The organism is Leifsonia naganoensis (genome assembly GCF_013410615.1).
Lineage (GTDB): Bacteria > Actinomycetota > Actinomycetes > Actinomycetales > Microbacteriaceae > Leifsonia > Leifsonia aquatica.
Window position 1 is genome coordinate 1,580,401 of sequence record NZ_JACCHJ010000001.1, and the last position, 19,245, is coordinate 1,599,645.

A 19,245-nucleotide genomic window follows, 5' to 3' on the forward strand; every position below is an offset into this window, starting at 1 on the left:
CACGGGCACCCGCATCGGGCCCCCTCCGGGCGGTAGGCCCGGGCGGTAGGCTTGCTGATCGTGACCGCACGCGTTTTGATCAGAGACCTCGCCGCCCATCCTGACGGCCCCGTCAGCGTCGCCGGATGGGTTGAAACCGTCCGGGACCAGAAGAAGGTGCAGTTCGTCGTGCTGCGCGACGAGTCCGGAGCGGTGCAGCTGGTCAACCCGCGCACCGTCGCGGAGGACGGCACGGTCGTCGCCGACGAGCCCGCCACCACCATCTCCGGTCTTTCTCAGGGAAGCTTCGTGCGCGCCACTGGCGAGCTGAAGCACGACGAGCGCGTCAAGCTCGGCGGCATCGAGATCAAGCTGAGCTCTCTCACCGTGGAGACCGCCGCCATCCCGGAGACACCCATCGCCGCCGACAGCGGTATCGACAAGCGCATGGACTGGCGCTTCCTCGATCTGCGCGAGCCGAAGAACAACCTGATCTTCCGCGTGCAGACGACGTTCGAGCACGCGCTCCGTCAGTACTGGGTCGAGAACGGCTTCGTCGAGATCCACACCCCGAAGCTGATGGCCTCCGCCTCCGAGTCGCGGGCCGAGCTTTTCGAGCTGGACTACTTCGAGACCACCGCCTACCTCGCGCAGAGCCCGCAGATCTTCAAGCAGATGGCTCAGGCCGCCGGCTTCGGCCGCGTGTTCGAGATCGGGCCGGCGTTCCGCGCCGACCCCAGCTTCACCAGCCGGCACGCGACCGAGTTCACGAGCATCGACACCGAGCTCAGCTGGATCGACAGTCACGAGGACGTCATGAAGGTGCACGAGGAACTCCTCGTCGCCGGATTCACGGCGGTCAAGGAGAAGCACGGCGAGGAGATCGAGGCGCTGTTCGGCGTCGAGGTCACCGTGCCTGCGACGCCGTTCCCGCGGATCCCGCTCGCCGAGGCCAAGCGGATCGTGGCCGAGCGCGGCTACGAGGTTCCGCGTGACGACGACGACATGGACCCCGAGGGCGAGCGCCAGATCTCCGCGTACGTGAAGGAGACCTACGGTCATGAGTTCGTTTTCCTGACGGACTACGCCTCGACGATCCGCCCGTACTACCACATGCGTCATGAGGACGATGACTCGATCACCAAGAGCTACGACCTCATCTTCAACGGCGTCGAGATCTCCACAGGGGCCCAGCGCGAGCACCGGGTCGACGTCATCGAGAAGCAGGCACGCGAGAAGGGCCTCTCGGTCGAGGAGCTCGAGGATGTCCTCGCCTTCTTCCGCTACGGCGTGCCGCCGCACGGCGGATTCGGGATGGGCCTGGCGCGCGTGCTGATGCTCATGCTCCACCTTTCGAACCTTCGCGAGACGACCTATCTCTTCCGCGGGCCGACCCGCCTGACCCCGTAGGACCCGTCCCGGGCGAGGCGATCGCCGACCACTGGTCGCCCGCGACGAGGATGTGGCCGAGGAAGCGGAGCCCGATCGTCGCAGCCGCCTGATCGAGTCGACGGGTGAGCACCAGGTCGGCGACAGACGCATCGGTGACCCCGGACGGATGGTTGTGCGCGACGGCGAACGACCTGCCTCCCCGGGTGATGACCGACTGCAGGACGTCCGCCGGCTGGATGCGTGCGTCGTCGACCCCGCCGTCGCGGAGGAGGACGAGCTCGAGCGGACGGGACGCGCGGTCGGCGACGACCACGAGAAAGCGCTCGCTGTCACGATGCAGAAGCTCCGGCCTGACGATGTCGGCGATCGCCTTGTCGTCGACCAGGCGCGTCCAGGCGGATGACGTGCCGGCTCGCCGCCAGATCTCGATGATCGCGACGAGGCGGCCCGCCGTCGCGGGGCCCACGCCGGGAAGGGTCTCGAGCCGCGCGAAGTCCATCATCGCGAGGCCGGGGAACCCGCCGGTGCGGCGGAGGATCGAGCGTGCGAGGGCGCGCACGCTCTTCCCGGTCTGCCCGGATCCGAGCACGAGCGCGAGCACCTCGTCGTCGGTGAGTGATCCGACACCGAGCCGCCGCATGCGCTCGCGCGGCCGGTCGTGTACGGGGACGCTTGCAAGGGACTCCTCCTCATCTGGTGGTTGCTGGGACATGACACCACGGTAGGAATCGCTGGGCGCACCCGGCCATGGGACCGGAAATCTGTGGAGAAGTCTCCGATGAGGCATTGCTGTGGAGAAGCGCGACGAAAGTTCTCCACAGGCCTGTGGATCAACGATCTGTCCACGGATTCTTCGCGATCCGGGATGGCCGGCGCCGGCGGAGACACAATGGAGTCACAGCAACGTAAGGAGCAGCACATGGTCAGTCCGGACGACGTCGTCATCCTGTCCGCCGCCCGAACCCCGTTCGGCAAGATCAAGGGAGCCCTCGCCTCGCAGACCGCGGTCCAGCTCGGTGCCGCAGCGCTCGCCCAAGCGCTGAAGCGCTCCGGACTCGATGCCGATGCAGTCGACGCGGTGATCTTCGGGCAGGTGCTCCAGGCGGGCGCCGGCCAGAACCCCGCGCGACAGACGGCCATCGCGGCGGGGATCGGCTGGAACGTCCCGGCGACCACGATCAACAAGGTCTGCCTCTCCGGGCTCGCCGCCGTGACGGACGCGGCACGACTGATCCGTTCGGGCGAGGCGACGGTCGTCGTCGCCGGCGGTCAGGAGTCGATGACCAATGCGCCGCACGTCCTTCCCGGTTCACGCACGGGCTGGACCTACGGATCCATCCAGGCCCTCGACTCCGCCGCGCACGACGGACTGACCGACGCCTTCGACGGGATCTCGATGGGAGCGTCGACCGAGCGCTACACCGAACGGCTCGGGCTCACCCGGGAGGCGCAGGACGCATTCTCCGCTGCGTCGCACCAGCGGGCGGGAGCCGCTGCGGCGGCGGGCGTCTTCGACGACGAGATCGCACCGGTCAGCATTCCGCAGCGTAAGGGCGAGCCGATCGTCGTCAGCAGTGATGAGGGGGTGCGCCCCGATTCGACGCCCGGGACACTGGCTCGGCTCGCCCCGAGCTTCGCGGAGGGCGGCACATTGACGGCCGGCAACTCTTCCCCGCTGAGTGATGGCGCGGCAGCGCTGGTACTGACCACTCGGGGGAACGCCGAGCGGCTCGGACTGGACTGGCTGGCCGTCGTGGGTGCGAGTGGCCAGGTGGCGGGACCGGACAACTCGCTCCATTCGCAGCCGTCGCACGCGATCGAGGCCGCCCTGTCCCGAGCTGGGTGGAGCGTGGATGACCTCGACTTGATCGAGATCAACGAGGCGTTCGCCGCGGTGGCGCTGCAGTCGATGGCCGATCTCGGTGTGGACAGCGACATTGTGAACGTCCACGGCGGCGCGATCGCGCTCGGGCACCCGATCGGCGCGTCGGGTGCACGGCTGGCCGGCCATGCCGCGCACGAACTCGCTCGCCGAGGATCCGGGCGTGCGGCCGTGGCGCTGTGCGGTGGAGGCGGCCAGGGGGAAGCGCTGCTGCTCTGGCGCTGAGGGCGGCGGAAGCAACCGCGAGCGAGGGCGTCGCCCGGACTGGTCAGCGATCCAGGTGGCGCTCCTCCGGGCCCGTGTACTGCGAGAGGGGGCGGATGAGGGAGTTGGCTGCGTACTGCTCGAAGACGTGGGCGGTCCAGCCGGTGACGCGCGCAGCGGCGAACAGGGGGGTGAAGGTGTCGGTGTCGAAACCCATGAGGTTGTAGGCGGGGCCCGACGGGTAGTCGAGGTTGGGCTTGATGTTCTTGCGCTCGACCATCGCGGATTCGAGGGCGTTGTAGAGGTCGAGCACTTCCTGCCGGTCGTAGTGCTCGACGAGGGACTCCAGGGCGGCCTTCATGGTCGGGACGCGGGAATCGCCGTTCTTGTAGACGCGGTGGCCGAAGCCCATGATCTTGCGCTTCTCGGCCAGGGCGGAGTCGAGCCAGGCTTCGGCCTTATCGGCGCTGCCGATCTCATCGAAGGCGTGCATGACAGCCTCGTTGGCACCGCCGTGGAGGGGGCCTTTGAGGGCGCCGATCGCGCCCGTGACGGCGGAGTAGACATCCGAGAGAGTGGAGGCGATCACGCGCGCGGTGAAGGTGGAGGCGTTGAAGGAGTGCTCCGCATAGAGCACCAGCGAGACGCGGAAGGCGTCGACGACCACGTCGTCCGGAACCTCCCCGAAGGTGAGCCACAGGAAGTTGCGCGAATAGTCCAGATCGTCGCGGGGCTCGACCGGCTCCAGGCCGCGGCGGCGGCGCTGGATGTACGCGACGATCGTCGGGAGCTGGGCGAGGAGATAGATGGCTCGGCCCGCGTTGAGCTCGGGATCGAGGATTCCGTCGGACTGCTCGAGGGAGTCGTCCAGGCCGCCGAGCTGGCTGACGGCGGTGCGGAGAGCGTCCATCGGGTGGGCCGAGGTCGGGATGTCATCGAGAGCGCGGCGGGTGCGGTCGTCGAGACGGCGGAGGGAGCGCTCCTGGGCTTCGAACGCCTCGCGCTGATCCGCGGTGGGCAGTTCCCCGTTCCAGAGGAGGAAGGCGACCTCCTCGAACGAGCAGTGCGCCGCGAGCTCCTGCACGGGATAACCGCGGTAGAGCAGGGAGTTGGTCTCCGGATTCACGGACGAGACGGTGGTGGTGTCCGCCACGACCCCGGCGAGGCCCTTGTGGATCTGCGGATCGGTCATGCGAGCTCCTTCGCTCCGTCCTGCGTCGCGCTAGCGGCGCACGTCGAAATTGAACACCGAAGTGTCGAACGCGTTGTATCCCTCGTAGTCAATCAGGTCATACAGGTCGGCGCGATGCTGCATCTCGCCGAGCATCGGCTTCAGGGTTCCCTCGCCGACCAGCTGGTCGAGGCCGCGTTCGGCGGCACCCATGGCCAGGCGGAGGAGGGAGACGGGCCAGATGACGATGTTCACCCCGACGTCGCGGAGCTGGTCGACGGTGAAGAGGTCGCTCTTGCCGAACTCGGTCATGTTGGCCAGCATGGGCACGTCGATCGCCTGGCGGACGGCTTCGAACTCGGACAGGTCGGCCATCGCTTCGGGGAAGATCGCGTCGGCACCGGCATCGACGAGGGCTTTGGCGCGGTCGATGGCGGCGCCCAAGCCGTCGACGGCGCGGATGTCGGTGCGGGCCATGATGAGGAGGTTGGGGTCGCGGCGGGCGTCGGCGGCGGCGCGGATGCGTTTGAGAGCGGTGTCCTCATCCACGACCTGTTTGCCGTCGAGGTGGCCGCACCGTTTCGGGTTGACCTGGTCCTCGATATGCAGACCCGCCACTCCCGCATCTTCCAGAGTTTGGACGGTGCGGGCGACGTTCATCGGCTCCCCGAACCCGGTGTCCGCATCGACCAGGGCGGGCAGGTCGGTCATCCGGGTGATCTGCGCCGACCGGCCGGCGACCTCGGTGAGGGTGGTCAGGCCGATGTCGGGCAGACCGAGATCGGCGGAGAGGACGGCACCGGAGATGTAGACGCCCTCAAAGCCTTTGCGCTCGATCAGCCGGGCGGAGAGGGGATTGAACGCCCCGGGCATCCGGATCAGTTCACCGGAGGCCAGTCGGGCACGGAACGCCGCCCGCTTCTCGTGGGCGGGGAGAGAGGAGTACAACATCAGAACAGTCCCTTCGGAGTCGGAACGGACGCGAGCACCCCCGGCGCGGCGGTGATGGTGAGACCACCGAGCTCCGCGGCCGACAGCGACGGGAGACGCTCGGCCAGGGCGAGGAAGCGTTCGATCTCGGCCTCCTCCAGCACATCCTGCGCGAGGGTGCGAAACTTGGTCACATAGTCCGCCCGGGCGAACGGCCGCGCTCCGAGCGGGTGGGCGTCGGCGACGGCGATCTCATCGGTGATCACCCGGCCGTCGGCGAGCCGGATCTCCACCCGACCACCGAACGCCTTCTCGACGGGGTCGATCGAGTGATAGCGGCGGGTCCACTCGGGATCCTCCGTGGTGGTCACCTTGCCCCAGAGCTCCACCGTGTCCGGGCGGGCGGCCCGCGACGGCAGATACGAGTCGACGTGGTGCCAGCCGCCGTCCTGGAGGGCGACGGTGAATATGTACGGGATCGAATGGTCCAGGGTCTCCCGGGACGCGGTCGGGTCGTACTTCTGCGGGTCGTTCGCCCCCGAACCGATCACGAAGTGCGTGTGGTGCGAGGTGTGGATCAGGATCGACTCCACCCGGGACGGGTCCGCGACCTCCGGATACGCGTGGTGCAGCTTGCGGGCCAGATCGATCCACGCCTGCGCCTGGTACTCCGCCGAATGCTCCTTCGTGTACGAGTCCAGGATCGCCCGCTTCGCCTCCCCCGCCACCGGCAACGGGACCTCGTAGGAGGCGGACGGGCCATCCAGCAGCCAGGCGATCACACCGTCCTCGCCCTCGTAGATCGGGGTCGGGCTCGTCTCGCCGCGCATGGCCCGGTCGATCGCCTCGACCGCCATCTTGCCGGCGAAGGCCGGGGCGTGCGCCTTCCACGACGAGATCTCCCCCTTGCGGGACTGCCGGGTCGCGGTCGTGGTGTGCAGCGCCTGGCCGATCGCCTGGAAGATCGTCTCCACCGGCAGGCCGAGGAGCGTCCCGATGCCGGCGGCAGCCGACGGGCCGAGGTGTGCGACATGGTCGATCTTGTGCGCGTGCAGGCTGATCGCCTTCGCCAGATCGATCTGCACCTCGTACCCGGTCGCGATCCCCCGGACCAGCTCGCGGCCGGTCAGGCCGAAGGCGCGGGCCGCGTGCTGGGCGACCGCCGTGATCGGCGGGATGTTGTCGCCGGGATGCGAGTACTCCGCAGCCAGGAAGGTGTCGTGATAGTCGAGCTCCCGCACGGCGACGCCGTTCGCCCACGCGGCCCACTCCGGGGAGACGCGCACGGCCTCCCGCTCGCCGAAGACGGTGGCACCGTCTTGCGGGCGGTCCGTGGAGCCGGTGAGCTCCTCGAGTTCGCGGACCGGGAGGGGGTGAGCGAGCGCCTGCGAGCGCGCGGAGACAACCGGGCGGCGAGTGAGGGACGCAGCGGCGACGGCCGCATTGTCGATCACGCGGTTGATCACCATCTCGGCGACCTCGGCATCGACCTCCACGGGATCGGCAGCGACCTCCGCGATCTTCCAGGCGAGCTGGTCCTGACGGGCGAGGTTCTCCTCGCTACGGTGCACACGGACGTTGTGGATCTTCACGTATCGAACCTACCTCGCTACGCTCTGCTCATGGTCCCGGGCCCCTCCCTCCTCGCGTTCGCGCTCGCCTCGGTGGCGCTCATCGTCATCCCGGGCCCGAGCGTGCTCTTCGTGATCGGCCGGTCACTGGCGCTGGGCCGGGCGGGAGGCCTGCTGAGCGTCCTCGGCAACGCGCTCGGGATGCTGCCCCTCGTGATCGCCGTCGCCCTCGGGATCGGCGCGCTCGTGGCGCAGTCGGTCGTCGTGTTCACGGTGATCAAGCTCGTGGGCGCGGCGTACCTGGTGTACCTGGGCATCCAGGCGATCCGACACCGTCGGCACACGGCGGTGACGCACGAGGAACAGCCGTCGCGGTCGCCGTGGCGCATCCTGGGCGAGGGGTTCCTGGTCGGACTGACGAACCCGAAGTCGCTTGTGTTCTTCGTCGCGGTGCTGCCGCAGTTCGTCGACTACGGCGCCGGCGGCATCCCGCTGCAACTGTTCGAGCTGGGGGTCGTCTTCCTCGTGCTCGCCCTGCTCTTCGACAGCGTCTGGGCGCTGGCCGCGGGCACCGCGCGCCAATGGTTCGGGCGCTCTCCCAAGCGCGTGGAGCGCCTGGGCGCCGCCGGAGGCGTGATGATGATCGGCCTCGGCGGCGTCCTCGCCCTCACGGGCACCAAGCACTGACGAGCGGCCCGCGCGGCCGCCCACGGCCCCTCACGGCCCACGAGTCCGGGCGGCGCTCAGATGTCGCCGGCGGTGGCGACCGGGGTGAGCACCGCACGCGCGAGCGTGTGGAAGTGCGCGTTGAAACCGAGCACGGCGGGCGTCGACGCGGGATCGAGGTCGAGGCGCTCGACGTCCAGGGCGTGCACGATCACGTTGTAGTGGTGGGTGCCGGTCCCGGGCGGAGGGCCCGCACCGGTGAAGCTCTTCGCGCCCAGCTCGTTCGAGAGCATCGAGGCGCCCTGGGGCAGGTCGGCCCCGCCCTCGGCGCCGGCTCCGGCCGGAAGGGAGGTGACGTCCGCCGGGATGTTGAAGACGGCCCAGTGCCAGAACCCTGAGCCGGTCGGGGCGTCGGGGTCGTGGATGGTGACGGCGAAACTCTTCGTCTCGGCCGGGAACCCGCTCCACGCCAGCTGCGGCGAGACGTCCCCGCCTCCGCCGCCGGCGCCCCACTGCTCACGGGAGAGCGGCCGGTCGTCGGCGATGTCATCGCTGGTCAGGCTGAAGTGAGGGACGGCGCCGAAGCGCTCGAGGGGATCATTCGAGGTCATATCCGTAACCTACGCTCGCCCCGTGCGCAGTGGGCCGGTGGATCAGACGCGCTGAGCGGATTCGGAGATCCCGGCGGGCGCGGGACGCCGTCGGAAGCGCGCCGGGAGCCCGGTGATCCCCCATCCCGTGACGCGCAGCATCGCCTCGGCGACGATCCCGCCGGTCATCTTGGACGCGCCGTGCTCGCGCTCGACGAACGTGATCGGCACCTCGGCGACCGAGAGCCCCGCACGATAGGCGCGGCGCAGCATGTCGATCTGGAAGCAGTACCCCTGGCTCTCCACGTCCGCGAAGTGGATGCGGCTGAGCGCGTCGGCGGTGAAGGCGCGGTACCCGCCCGTGACGTCGCGGACCGGCACCCCGAGCGCGATGCGCGAGTAAGCGCTGCCTCCCCGCGACAGCAGTCGGCGGCGGGCGGGCCAGTTGACGACGCCGCCACCGGGGACCCAGCGCGACCCGAGCACGAGGTCGGCGCCCGTTCCGGGCTCGCTCCCGCGCAGGGCGTCGAGCAGGCGGGAGAGCTCCTCCGGGCGGTGCGAGCCGTCCGCATCCATCTCGACGATGCGGTCGTAGCCGGCGTCGAGCGCCCAGCGCATCCCCTCGCGGTAGGCGGCGCCGAGGCCGTCCTTACCGGCGCGGTGCAGCACGTGGACATTGGCGTCGGTCGCCGCGAGGGCGTCCGCGATCTCGCCCGTGCCGTCCGGGGAGTTGTCGTCCACCACGAGCACCTCGGCCGAGGGGACGGACGCGCGCACCCGACCGACGATCGGGCCCACGTTCTCCCGCTCGTTGTAGGTGGGGATGATGACGATGGTTCGCAAGGAACCGCCTTTCTGCCGAAGTGCGCGCCGTGGAGGCTACTCCCACCTTGCCCGAACTGGCTGAACACTTGGCGAACGAAACTTCCGACGCTCGCAGTTTCGCGCGCGCGGGCCGCTGGCGGAGGGGCCTCTCACGGCACGGGTCGCCTACCATCGTCAGGTGCCCGTGCCCAAGATCCTGCTCTACTACGCGTTCACACCGCTCCCCGATCCGGAGGCGGTGCGGCTGTGGCAGCGCGACCTCTGCGCGTCGCTCGGGCTGCGCGGCCGCATCCTCATCTCGAAGGACGGCATCAACGGCACGGTCGGGGGCGAGCTCGATGCCGTGAAGCGGTATCTGCGCTCCACCCGCGAGTACCCCGGGTTCCGGGAGCTGGACGCGAAGTGGAGCAGTGGTTCGGGTCTCGACGCCGACGGGCGCAGCCTCGATTTCCCGAAGCTGTCGGTGAAGGTGCGGGAGGAGATCGTGTCCTTCGGCGCACCCGCCGAGCTGCGGGTCGATGAACACGGCGTCGTGGGCGGCGGCGAGCGCCTCGCCCCGCGAGAGCTGCACGAGCTGATCGAGGCGCGCGACGACGTGGTGTTCTTCGACGGGCGCAACCGCTTCGAGGCCGAGATCGGACGGTTCCGGGGCGCCGTCGTCCCGGACGTGGCCAACACGCGCGAGTTCGTGGCGGAGCTGGAGAGCGGCGCGTACGACCACCTCAAGGACAAGCCGGTCGTCACGTACTGCACCGGCGGCATCCGCTGCGAGGTGCTGTCGGGGCTGATGAAGTCGCGCGGGTTCCAGGAGGTGTACCAGCTCGACGGCGGGATCGTCCGGTACGGGGAGGCGTTCGCAGACAGCGGTCTCTGGGAGGGTTCGCTGTACGTCTTCGACGGGCGCGGGTCGGTGACCTTCGGCGAGGAGGCCGCGGTGATCGGCCGGTGCGCGGGATGCGGTGCGGCGACCAGCCGGATGCGCAACTGCGCGGACCCGTCGTGCCGCGAGCAGCTCGTGGTCTGCGAGGAGTGCGAGGTGCTGCGGTGCGCGGCGCACGCGAATGGCGCCGCGGCCGGCCCTGCTGTCGGCCCGGCTGCCGGCACTGCGGCACCGGACGCTCCCCATCGCTGACGGCGAACGGGTTCTCCACCGACTCGTGGGAACCATTGCTGCCCGCTTCGCGTTGCGGCCATCATGAACAGCATGGATCCGGTAGCCACCATCGTCTGGATCGTGTCGTTCGTCCTCGTCACGGTCACCGTCACCGGGCTGTCCCGCCGCGTCGGCTGGTCGGCCCCGGTGGTGCTGGTGGTCGTCGGCGCCGTGGCGTCGTTCATCCCCGGAGTGCCGCAGATCGCCCTGGAACCCGAGGTCGTGCTCTACGGTCTGCTGCCGCCGCTGCTGTTCGCGGCCGCCATCCAGACCTCGATCGTCGACGTCCGCGCCAGGCGAGACGGCATCCTGCTGCTCTCCGTCGGGCTCGTGGCGTTCACCGTGATCGCGGTGGGGTTCGCCACCTGGCTCGTGGTGCCGGCCATCACCCTCGCGGCGGCCTTCGCCTTCGGGGCGGTGGTCGCGCCGACGGACACGGTTGCCGTGACGGCGATCGCCGGCCGCGGTCACCTCCCGCGCCGGCTCGTGACCGTGCTCGAGGGCGAGAGCCTGCTCAACGACGCGACCGCGCTCGTGGCCCTGAACGCGAGCATCGCGGCCATCATCAGCGTGATCAACCCGTGGGCGATCGCCGGCGAGTTCGGTCTGGCGGTCGTGGTGGGCATCGGGGTCGGGCTCGCCGTCGGCTGGATCCTGGCGATCATCCGCAAGCAGCTCCGCTCCCCTGTGCTGGACACCTCGCTCGGTCTCATCACGCCGTACCTGGCGTTCATCCCGTCGCAGTTCCTGCACGGGTCGGGCATCCTCTCCGTCGTCGTGGCGGGCCTGTACCTCGGGTACCGGTCGCCGACCATCCAGACGGCCGAGGCCCGCATCGCGGAGACGATCAACTGGCGCACCATCCAGTTCCTGCTCGAGAACGCGGTGTTCCTGTTCATCGGGTTGGAGCTCTCGAGCATCCTGAGCGGGGCGTTCCGGTCGGGCATCACGGTGTGGGAGACGGTGGTCATCAGCGCGGTGGTGCTGGTGGCGCTGTTCCTGTCGCGATTCCTGTGGATGGTGGGGACGACCGCGCTCTACAAGTACGGCCCCCGGCGGCTGCGCGAGCGCGGGTGGTCGTGGCCGACCGGGATCGCGGTGTCGTTCGCCGGCATCCGCGGGGTGGTGACGCTCGCGGCGGTGTTCCTGCTGCCGAAGGAGACGCCGCACCGGGAGTTCCTGCAGTTCCTCGCGTTCGTGGTCGTGGTCGCGACCCTGTTGGAGGGGCTGGCCCTCCCCTGGGTCATCCGTCGCCTCCACCTGCCCTCCCCCGACTTCGCGCAGGAGGCGAGCGAGATGCAGCGACTGCTCGCCGAAGCCCAGACGGCAGGCCTGGAGCACCTGGAGACCCAGGTGACGGGCAACGAGGACGAACGGGTGATCGAACGGCTGCGGGTCAACGCCGTCTTCCTCTCCGACGCGCTGGAGAACCCGTCGCCCGACGAGACGGAGGACACCCCGATGGAGTACCGGCACCTGCGCCGCACGATGATCACCGCCGAGCGACAGGCCGTGCTGACCGCGCGCGCGGAGGGACGCTACCAGGAGCCGGCCGTGCGCTCCGTGCTGGCGTTCCTCGACGCGGAGGAGGCGGCGCTCAAATCGTCGGGGCCGGGCAAGAAGACTCTGATGTAGGTCGCGCGCCTGCGCGGACACGCAGCCTAGGCGGCTACGCGGTCGTCGTGTCGTCCGCCGGTGCCCGCGCCGCGGCGAGCGCCTGCGCATCCGCCGTCGCGGTCCCGACCCGGCGCGAGCCGCGCGGGCGGCGCGCCCACTGACGGGCCCGCTGCGACGAGAGCGCGAGCACCACGAGGATGTCGAGCGGCAGGCCGAACAGGTTGTTGCGCAGCGAGACCTGCGGGCCACCGTTGAAGAAGTCGATGGCGGCGAACACGATCAGCATCGCACTGAACGACATCGACGCGATCCGCGCCCAGTTGCTGCCGAAGAAGACGAGCAGGCCGAGCAGGAAGTAGAAGACGAGCCCCGCACCGAAGATGCCGAGCAGGACACCGAAGATGACGTCGGCCTGATGGCGATCGACCCCGACCAGGTCGCCGGAGGCGTACAGCGAGCCCACCCAGGCACGCCAGCTCAGGATCGTGAGGGCGATGAAGAGCGCGCCGGCTCCCACCCGCAGCAGCATGAGCAGGAACCCGAGCGCGATCGGGACCGGACGCCGCTCGGCGAGCGCGATCCTGCGCGCCTCCGCCTGCTGCACGACGCGCGTCGCCTCGGCGTCGACGGGCACCCGCTCCAGATCGATGACGGGGAGGTCGCCGTCGGTCTCGATGCTGTCCCCGCCGCCGTTGCGCGAGTGATAGCCGGTGGAGAAGTCGCGGATGACGTCGACCTCCACCCCCACGTCGGCGGAGAGCAGGGTGCTGACGATGTGGTCGCGCTCGATGTCGGTGTTGGCGTCGATCTTGTGGGTGATCTGCAGGGTGAAGAGCGAGAACCCGACCGACTTGTCGAAGGTGCCGGCGGCGAGCCAATCCACCTTGTGGCCGCCCGGCAGGAGCCAGCCGTCGGGGCACTTCCAGAACCGTACGTGATGCCGCTTGGCGGGGTTGCCCTTCACCTCCTGCTGGTACGCGACGTCCTGCTGGTGGCCGAACAGGAACAGCGGGCTGACCGGTGCCTCGTCGTAGCTGCGCCGCAGCAGGGTGGAGGTGACGATGCGGCGGCTGGAGGCGAAGGTAACGTCGTCGGCCCGCGTCCATCCGGCCGCGCGCATCGCGTCGTCCAGCTGCTCCTCCGTTCCGAGAAGCGCCAGGTTCACGGGATCGCCGAGCAATCCGTCGCTCGTGCGCGCCCGGCCGATGAAGTAGTCGGGGACGTAGATCTGGGTCAGGATGCGGTGCAGCCGCGGCAGCACCAGATAGGCGAGCACGAGCCAGAACAGCACGAAGAACAGGATGAGGAACCAGCCCCAGCCGAAGCTCTCGGTGAAGACCAGCCAGGCCAGCCAGATCGCGGACGCCCCGCCGAAGAGGAAGAACGCGTAGTCGACGACGGCGTTGACCGAGAGGCGGCGCCCCGTCGCCGAGAGGGTCTTGCGCCCCTCGCCGGGGGCGTCGTGGGGCGCCTCGCTGGGCGCCACCGGCTGGGTCATGGGGCCATCCTAGAGGTCACGCGCGCACGGTCGTATGGTGGCGTCATGGCCACCATCACCGAACGCGGCACCGAGCTGCGCCGCCTCCACCACGCCCCCGAACTCCTCCAGGTCGTCAACGTCTGGGACGCGATCACCGCCACGACGATCGCCGCCCTGCCCGAGACCCACGCGCTCGCGACCGCCAGCCACTCCATCGCCGCGACCCTCGGGTACGAGGACGGCGAGAACATCCCGCTCGACCTGATGCTCGACATGGTCGGCCGGATCGTCGCCGCCACCGACCTGCCGGTGAGCGCCGACCTCGAGGGCGGCTACGCCGACGCGGGCGAGACGATCCGCCGGGCGATCGGCGTGGGCGCCGTCGGCGCCAACCTGGAGGACCGGATGCGGCCGTTCGACGAGGCCGTCGCCGTGGCGCGCGACGCGGTCCAGGCCGCGGAGGCCGAAGGCGTGCCGTTCGCGCTCAACGCTCGAACCGACGCGTTCATCCGCGACGGCCTCCCCACCGTGGAGGAGAAGACCGAGGAGGCGATCCGCCGCGGCCGCGCCTTCCTCGACGTCGGGGCGACGAGCGTCTTCGTGCCGGGACTGCTCGACGAAGCCACCGTCTCCGCCCTGGTGGCGGGCCTCGGCGAGCGCACCCTCAGCGTGATCGCGGTGCCCGGCTCCCTCGCTCCCGCGCGACTGCAGGAGCTGGGCGTCGCCCGGGTCTCCTACGGCCCGTGGACCCAGCGCGTGGCGCTCACCGCACTGCAGGACGCGGCCCAGGCGATCTACGCCGGCGGCGCGCTGCCGGAGGGCACCCGTGACCTCAACTGACGCCGCCGGACGGCTCCGGGGCGACCGCCGGACGACCCCGCGTAGGCTGCAGCCATGAGCGACTTCCGGGCGATCGTGATCGAGCAGGAGATCGAGGGCGGCACCATCACCGCGCACACGGCGGAGGTGCGACGGGTGACCGACGCGTTCCTGATGCCGGGCGATGTCACCGTCGCCGTCGAGTACTCCGACCTCAACTACAAGGACGGCCTCGCGATCGCGGGCAGGCCCGGCGTGGCCCGAACGTCCCCGCTGATCCCCGGCATCGATCTGGTCGGGACGGTCGAGGCGAGCGACGACCCGCGCTGGTCGCCCGGCGACCGGGTCGTCCTCAACGGCGACGGGATCGGCGAGTCGCACCACGGCGGCCTCGCCGAACGGGCGCGGGTGCGCGGCGACTCCCTCGTGCGCATCCCGGACGCGATCGCGTCGGCGCAGGCCGCGGCGATCGGCACCGCCGGTTTCACGGCGATGCTCTCGGTACTCGCGCTCGAACGCAACGGCGTGGACCCGGACGAGGTGCACGAGAGCGGGAGCAGCGTCCTGGTGACGGGCGCGGCGGGCGGCGTCGGCTCGGTCGCCATCGCGGTGCTGGCCGGACTCGGCTACCCCGTGACGGCCTCCACCGGCCGGCCGGAGGAGCTCGCCGGCTACCTGACCGACCTCGGCGCGTCCACGATCATCGACCGCGCCGAGCTCTCGGACCCGGGCCGTCCGCTGCAGAGCCAGCGCTGGGCGGGCGTCGTGGATGCGGTCGGAAGTCACACCCTCGTCAACGCCCTCGCGCAGACGCGCTACGGCGGCACCGTGACGGCATGCGGGCTCGCCCAAGGCCCCGACCTGCCCGGCACCGTGCTCCCGTTCATCCTGCGCGGAGTGACGCTGGTCGGCATCAACTCGGTGGAGGCGCCCGCCGCGCTGCGTGAGACGGCCTGGCGGCGACTCGCCCTCGACCTCGACGAGGAGACGCTCGCCGCGATGACGACGGTCATCCCGCTCGCCGACGCGATCCCCGCCGCGGAGGACATCCTCGGCGGGCGGCTGCGCGGGCGCACCGTGGTCGACGTGCGCGCCTGAGCGCGCCGCCGCGGAGCCTCCCCGTATGCTGGGCGGCATGATCGTCCTCGCCACCGTCGTGGTCACGCTCGCCGCCGCTCTGCACGTCGCGATCTTCTTCATGGAGAGCGTCGCCTGGGGTCGCCCCACCGTCTGGAAGCGGTTCGGGGTCGCCGACCAGCAGGCGGCTGACACCACCAAGCCGATGGCATACAACCAGGGCTTCTACAACCTGTTCCTTGCGATCGGCGCCGTGGTGGGCCTCATCCTCTACGGCGTCGGGCTGCACCCGGCCGGGTTGGCGCTCATCCTCTTCACGATGGGCAGCATGTTCGCCGCCTCGGTCGTGCTGCTGACGACCGGCAAGGGATACTGGCGCGCGTCGATCACCCAGGGCACGCTGCCGCTCATCGGCTTCATCCTGATGCTGCTCTCCTGAGACGGCGGCCTGAGCGGCGGCGTCAGCGCAGCGGCGGCGTCAGCGCAGCTCCGGCGCCACCGACTCGGGCCGGAGTCCCCGGCCGATCACCCGCGCGGTCACCTGCTGCAGCAGCGGGGTCGCTGCGGCGAGCGCCGTCCTGACCGCGGGAGGCAGCGGGTCGGGCAGCCCCTCCGGGCCGCCGGGCCGCGCGATCCCGCGATGCGCGGCGAGCTGGATGCGCTGCATCGCCGCGACCGGGGGCAGCCGACGGCGCTGGATGCCGTCGAGCACCCGCAGGTCGACCTCCCCCGCGCGCAGGGGCGCGACCAGGGCGTTCGCGGCGGCCACGGCATCCTGCACGGCATAGTTGACGCCCACCCCGAACGCCGGCGACATGGCGTGCGCCGCGTCGCCGATCGCGAGGAAGCCCCGCCGGTACCAGCGGTCGAGCCGGTCGATCTGCACGCTCAGGAGCTTGACCTGCTCCCAGTCGTCGATCGTCGCCAGAGACTCATGGAGGAACGGCGCGGCCGCCTCCACCGCCCGCCGGAACGCGTCGAGCCCCGCCGTCTTCAGCTGGTCGATGCCGCCCTTCGCGATGATGAGACCGGTCTGGTAGTAGTCGCCGCGGTCGATCGTGATCACCATCGAACCGTGCCGGAGGTAGGCGAGGGTGCTCGGCGGCGGATCAGTCGGTTTGGGCACCCGGAACCAGAGCACATCGATCGGCACCCCGAACCGGCGCGGCCGGAGCGCGGCGGCCTCCCGGAGCGCCGAGTCCCGGCCGTCCGCGGCGACGGTCAGCGTTGCCGCGATCGTGAGGTCGCCATCCGGGCCGTGCGCCGTCACCCCGGTGACAGCGCCGTCAGCCCAGGTCAGCCCGGTCGCGGTGGTCTCCATCAGCAGCCGGAAGCCTGGATACTGCGCGGCCTCGCCCGCGAGGAAGGACAGGAAGTCCCACTGCGGCGCCAGCACGAGGAAGTCGTCCGGCGGCCCGAGGCGCGCGAAATCGACCGGGTGCAGCCGGGTGCCGCTCACCACCGCGTCGAGCGTGCGCACACTCGTGTGCGGCAGGCCGAGGAACCGGTCGCGCAGCCCCAGCTCCCCGAGCACGCCGATGGTCGAGGGGTGGATGGTGTCGCCGCGGAAGTCGCGGAAGAAGTCCGCGTGCTTCTCGAGCACGACGACATCGAGCCCGTTGCGGGCGAGGAGGAGGCCGAGCATGACGCCGGCCGGGCCGCCTCCGGAGATCACGCAGTCCGCCTGAAGCACATCCATGCTTCCGCAGCGTATCCTCCCGCCATGGCCATCGTCGCGTCCGTCTTCGTCTCCCTCGCCGCGGTGGTGCACCTCGCCGTGTTCGCGTCGCAGACGATCGGCTGGTCGTCGCCGTCCGTCTGGCGGCGCTACGGCGTCGCCTCGCAACACGATGCCGAGGTCACCCGGCCGCTCGCCTACACGCAGGGCTTCCACAACCTGTTCCTGGCGGGCGGCGCCATCGTGGGCCTGGTGCTCTACTGGACGACCCTGCGGCACGTCGGGTTCGGGCTGATGTTCTTCACCTGCGCCTGCATGGTGCTCGCCGCGGTGGTGCAGCTGACCGTCGGCGGCCGTAAACCGCTGGCGGCACTGGTGCAGGGCCTCCCGCCGCTCGTCGGGCTCGTGCTCTTCATCGTCGCCCAGGCCGGCTGAGCGCCGCGCGGTCTACTCGATGATCTCGCCCTCGGCCGGGAGGTCATCGACGTCGACGCGGAGCGCCTCGACCAGCTTGGCGGCGTGCGGCGTCGAGACGATCACCCGCGAGTAGTCCTCGCCGTCGAGGTCGATCACGACCGCGGCGCGCTGCTTGCCCTTGATGAGCAGGAAGTCCTGGCCGCCGTGGAACTTCCACGTGCCGACCGACAGCGTGAGGGGCACGGCCGCCCCGGGGGCGCGGATGCCGCGGATCCAGATCCACGGGTCCTCGGTGATGGCGACCGAACGGATGCTGTCGCGCGGGATGACCAGGTCGTCCCGCTTGAGCGCGAGCACCTTCTCGGCCCGCGTGAGATGGACCTCCAGGCGGTCGGGGTGCACGTACAGGTCGGCCATGCCTCTATCCTGCCAAGCCCTCGGGTCGTGCGGCAGTGCCGAACCTCACAAAGCCATAACCCTTGGGTTGTGCTCGTCGGGTGACGCTCGACGAGTCCGTGCGTCGACGCTGCATGTATCCTTCTCGTCGTGGCAACCCAGAGACGGACTCCGGGCTCGCAGACTTCACTTCGTGAAGCCAACCGGGCTCGAATCGTCGATGCCATCAAGAAGCACGGCGGTCTGACCCAGGTCGAACTGGCGGGCGCGACCGGCCTCTCCCCCGCGACGGTGTCGAACATCGTCAAGGAGCTGTCGACCTCCGGCGTGCTGCACACCACGCAGAGCATCCGCAGCGGTCGACGCGCCCAGCACGTCACCCTGGCGCACGCCCTCGGCCTCGTCGTCGGCGTCCATTTCTCCACCCGGCACCTGCGCGTCGCGCTCGCCGACGTCGCGCACACCGTCGTCGCCGAGAACCACATGCCGCTCGCCCGTGACCACCGCGCCGACAACGAGCTCGACAAGGTCTCGATGCTGCTGAGCGACATGCTCGACTCGGTCGAGGCCTCCCGCGACGAGGTCCTCGCCGTCGGCATCGCCCTCCCGGCGCCGCTCGACCGCGCGAGCGGGACCATCGCCCGCAGCGGCATCATGCGCGGCTGGGACGGCGTGGTCGTGGCCGACGCCATGGAGCGCCGGGTGAAGCGCCCGGTGTTCGTCGACAACGCGGCCAATCTGACCGCGCTGGCCGAGTCGCGCTTCGGCGCGGGACGCGGCAAGGGCAACTCGATCACGCTCGACATCGGCGACGGGATCGGCGCCGGACTGCTCGTGAACGGCCAACTCTTCCGGGGCAACAACGGCGTCGCCGGCGAGTTCGGCCACACCACCATCCGCGAGAACGGGCCCCTCTGCCGCTGCGGCAACCGCGGCTGCCTGGAGGCGATCGCCGGGGGCCCCGCCATCCTGGACGAGCTGCGCGACCACCTCGGCAGCCTCAAGCTCGGCGACGTGGTGCTGCAGGCCATGGCCGGGGATGCGCGCTGCATCCGCGCGATCGCCGACGCCGGCAAGCACATCGGCGTCGCCACCGCGAACCTCTGCAACCTGCTCGATCCCGAGCGCGTCGTGGTGGGCGGCGAACTGGCCCGCGCCGGCGAGCTCCTGCTCGGCCCGATGCGCCACGCGGTCGAGCGCTCCATCATCGTCGGCGAGGATCTGATGCCCGACATCGTGCAAGGCCAGCTCGGCACGCGTGCGGCGACCCTCGGCGCCGTCGCGTACGCGGTCGACCGGGTCTCGCTGACGCCGCAGAGCGCGTCGCTCTGACCCTGCGCACCCCGCTGTCCCCCGCCGTCCCCCGAACGTGACCAACCGTTATCGAATGCGTTGACT

At 70.3% G+C, this 19,245-nt stretch carries 19 protein-coding genes; 10 read left to right on the top strand and 9 right to left on the bottom strand.

Going from position 1 to position 19,245, the window contains the following annotated elements:
* Nucleotides 1–75: 75 nt before the first annotated feature.
* Complete coding sequence (gene aspS, locus HNR14_RS07525) at nt 76–1,389, top strand: aspartate--tRNA(Asn) ligase (RefSeq protein WP_218875388.1); 1,314 nt, start codon at nt 76–78, stop codon at nt 1,387–1,389.
* On the opposite strand, the gene HNR14_RS07530 is transcribed toward aspS, so the two are convergent.
* Nucleotides 1,319–2,083, bottom strand: coding sequence for a JAB domain-containing protein (locus tag HNR14_RS07530; protein WP_179700553.1), 765 nt, complete (start codon nt 2,081–2,083; stop codon nt 1,319–1,321). The two genes, aspS and HNR14_RS07530, sit on opposite strands and share 71 nt — an antisense overlap.
* 207 nt (nt 2,084–2,290) lie before the next feature.
* On the opposite strand from HNR14_RS07530, the gene HNR14_RS07535 reads away from it, so the two are divergent.
* A complete protein-coding gene (locus HNR14_RS07535) occupies nt 2,291–3,478 on the top strand; it encodes an acetyl-CoA C-acetyltransferase (RefSeq protein ID WP_179700554.1) in 1,188 nt (395 codons plus the stop codon).
* A 43-nt stretch (nt 3,479–3,521) separates the two neighbouring features.
* Here HNR14_RS07535 and HNR14_RS07540 read toward each other — a convergent pair whose 3' ends face one another.
* From HNR14_RS07540 to HNR14_RS07550, 3 genes are read right to left on the bottom strand one after another with little or no spacing between them, the layout of a single operon-like run.
* On the bottom strand, nt 3,522–4,649 hold the full coding sequence (locus HNR14_RS07540) for a bifunctional 2-methylcitrate synthase/citrate synthase (protein WP_179700555.1): 1,128 nt from the start codon (nt 4,647–4,649) through the stop codon (nt 3,522–3,524).
* A 30-nt stretch (nt 4,650–4,679) separates the two neighbouring features.
* Nucleotides 4,680–5,579 (bottom strand): methylisocitrate lyase, encoded by a 900-nt coding sequence (gene prpB, locus HNR14_RS07545; RefSeq protein ID WP_179700556.1) that lies wholly within the window; start codon nt 5,577–5,579, stop codon nt 4,680–4,682.
* Nucleotides 5,579–7,150, bottom strand: coding sequence for an MmgE/PrpD family protein (locus HNR14_RS07550; protein WP_179700557.1), 1,572 nt, complete (start codon nt 7,148–7,150; stop codon nt 5,579–5,581). Before HNR14_RS07550 ends, prpB begins: the two co-directional genes overlap by 1 nt.
* A gap of 30 nt (nt 7,151–7,180) precedes the next feature.
* Here HNR14_RS07550 and HNR14_RS07555 point away from each other — a divergent pair, with 30 nt between their 5' ends.
* A complete protein-coding gene (locus HNR14_RS07555) occupies nt 7,181–7,816 on the top strand; it encodes a LysE family translocator (protein WP_179700558.1) in 636 nt (211 codons plus the stop codon).
* Nucleotides 7,817–7,872: 56 nt separating this feature from the next.
* Here the strand turns inward: HNR14_RS07555 and HNR14_RS07560 are convergent, their stop codons facing one another.
* Nucleotides 7,873–8,406, bottom strand: coding sequence for a YbhB/YbcL family Raf kinase inhibitor-like protein (locus HNR14_RS07560; protein ID WP_179700559.1), 534 nt, complete (start codon nt 8,404–8,406; stop codon nt 7,873–7,875).
* Nucleotides 8,407–8,448: 42 nt separating this feature from the next.
* Complete coding sequence (locus HNR14_RS07565; RefSeq protein WP_179700560.1) at nt 8,449–9,228, bottom strand: polyprenol monophosphomannose synthase; 780 nt, start codon at nt 9,226–9,228, stop codon at nt 8,449–8,451.
* Nucleotides 9,229–9,388: 160 nt separating this feature from the next.
* Here HNR14_RS07565 and trhO point away from each other — a divergent pair, with 160 nt between their 5' ends.
* Together trhO and HNR14_RS07575 are read left to right on the top strand one after the other, a co-directional pair.
* Complete coding sequence (gene trhO, locus HNR14_RS07570; protein WP_179700561.1) at nt 9,389–10,342, top strand: oxygen-dependent tRNA uridine(34) hydroxylase TrhO; 954 nt, start codon at nt 9,389–9,391, stop codon at nt 10,340–10,342.
* A 72-nt stretch (nt 10,343–10,414) separates the two neighbouring features.
* Nucleotides 10,415–11,998: a Na+/H+ antiporter gene (locus HNR14_RS07575; RefSeq protein WP_246311540.1), complete on the top strand. Its 1,584-nt coding sequence runs from the start codon at nt 10,415–10,417 to the stop codon at nt 11,996–11,998.
* Nucleotides 11,999–12,032: 34 nt separating this feature from the next.
* Here HNR14_RS07575 and HNR14_RS07580 read toward each other — a convergent pair whose 3' ends face one another.
* The gene (locus tag HNR14_RS07580) at nt 12,033–13,478 is read right to left on the bottom strand and encodes an LssY C-terminal domain-containing protein (protein ID WP_179700563.1); all 1,446 of its coding nucleotides are present in this window, start codon (nt 13,476–13,478) and stop codon (nt 12,033–12,035) included.
* A gap of 45 nt (nt 13,479–13,523) precedes the next feature.
* Between HNR14_RS07580 and HNR14_RS07585 the strand changes: the two genes are divergently transcribed.
* The 3 genes from HNR14_RS07585 to HNR14_RS07595 are packed head-to-tail and all read left to right on the top strand — an operon-like array spanning nt 13,524 to nt 15,795.
* Nucleotides 13,524–14,300: an isocitrate lyase/PEP mutase family protein gene (locus HNR14_RS07585; RefSeq protein ID WP_179700564.1), complete on the top strand. Its 777-nt coding sequence runs from the start codon at nt 13,524–13,526 to the stop codon at nt 14,298–14,300.
* Nucleotides 14,301–14,354: 54 nt separating this feature from the next.
* The gene (gene acuI / locus HNR14_RS07590; protein ID WP_179700565.1) at nt 14,355–15,377 is read left to right on the top strand and encodes an acrylyl-CoA reductase (NADPH); all 1,023 of its coding nucleotides are present in this window, start codon (nt 14,355–14,357) and stop codon (nt 15,375–15,377) included.
* Nucleotides 15,378–15,414: 37 nt separating this feature from the next.
* Nucleotides 15,415–15,795, top strand: coding sequence for a DUF1304 domain-containing protein (locus HNR14_RS07595; RefSeq protein ID WP_179700566.1), 381 nt, complete (start codon nt 15,415–15,417; stop codon nt 15,793–15,795).
* 39 nt (nt 15,796–15,834) lie between these two features.
* Here the strand turns inward: HNR14_RS07595 and HNR14_RS07600 are convergent, their stop codons facing one another.
* On the bottom strand, nt 15,835–17,055 hold the full coding sequence (locus HNR14_RS07600; protein ID WP_179700567.1) for an FAD-dependent oxidoreductase: 1,221 nt from the start codon (nt 17,053–17,055) through the stop codon (nt 15,835–15,837).
* Between the two features lie 24 nt (nt 17,056–17,079).
* Between HNR14_RS07600 and HNR14_RS07605 the strand changes: the two genes are divergently transcribed.
* A complete protein-coding gene (locus HNR14_RS07605) occupies nt 17,080–17,469 on the top strand; it encodes a DUF1304 domain-containing protein (RefSeq protein ID WP_179700568.1) in 390 nt (129 codons plus the stop codon).
* Nucleotides 17,470–17,481: 12 nt separating this feature from the next.
* Here the strand turns inward: HNR14_RS07605 and HNR14_RS07610 are convergent, their stop codons facing one another.
* Nucleotides 17,482–17,868, bottom strand: coding sequence for a hypothetical protein (locus tag HNR14_RS07610; protein ID WP_021763039.1), 387 nt, complete (start codon nt 17,866–17,868; stop codon nt 17,482–17,484).
* Nucleotides 17,869–17,997: 129 nt separating this feature from the next.
* On the opposite strand from HNR14_RS07610, the gene HNR14_RS07615 reads away from it, so the two are divergent.
* The gene (locus tag HNR14_RS07615) at nt 17,998–19,179 is read left to right on the top strand and encodes an ROK family protein (RefSeq protein WP_179700569.1); all 1,182 of its coding nucleotides are present in this window, start codon (nt 17,998–18,000) and stop codon (nt 19,177–19,179) included.
* Nucleotides 19,180–19,245 lie beyond the last annotated feature (66 nt).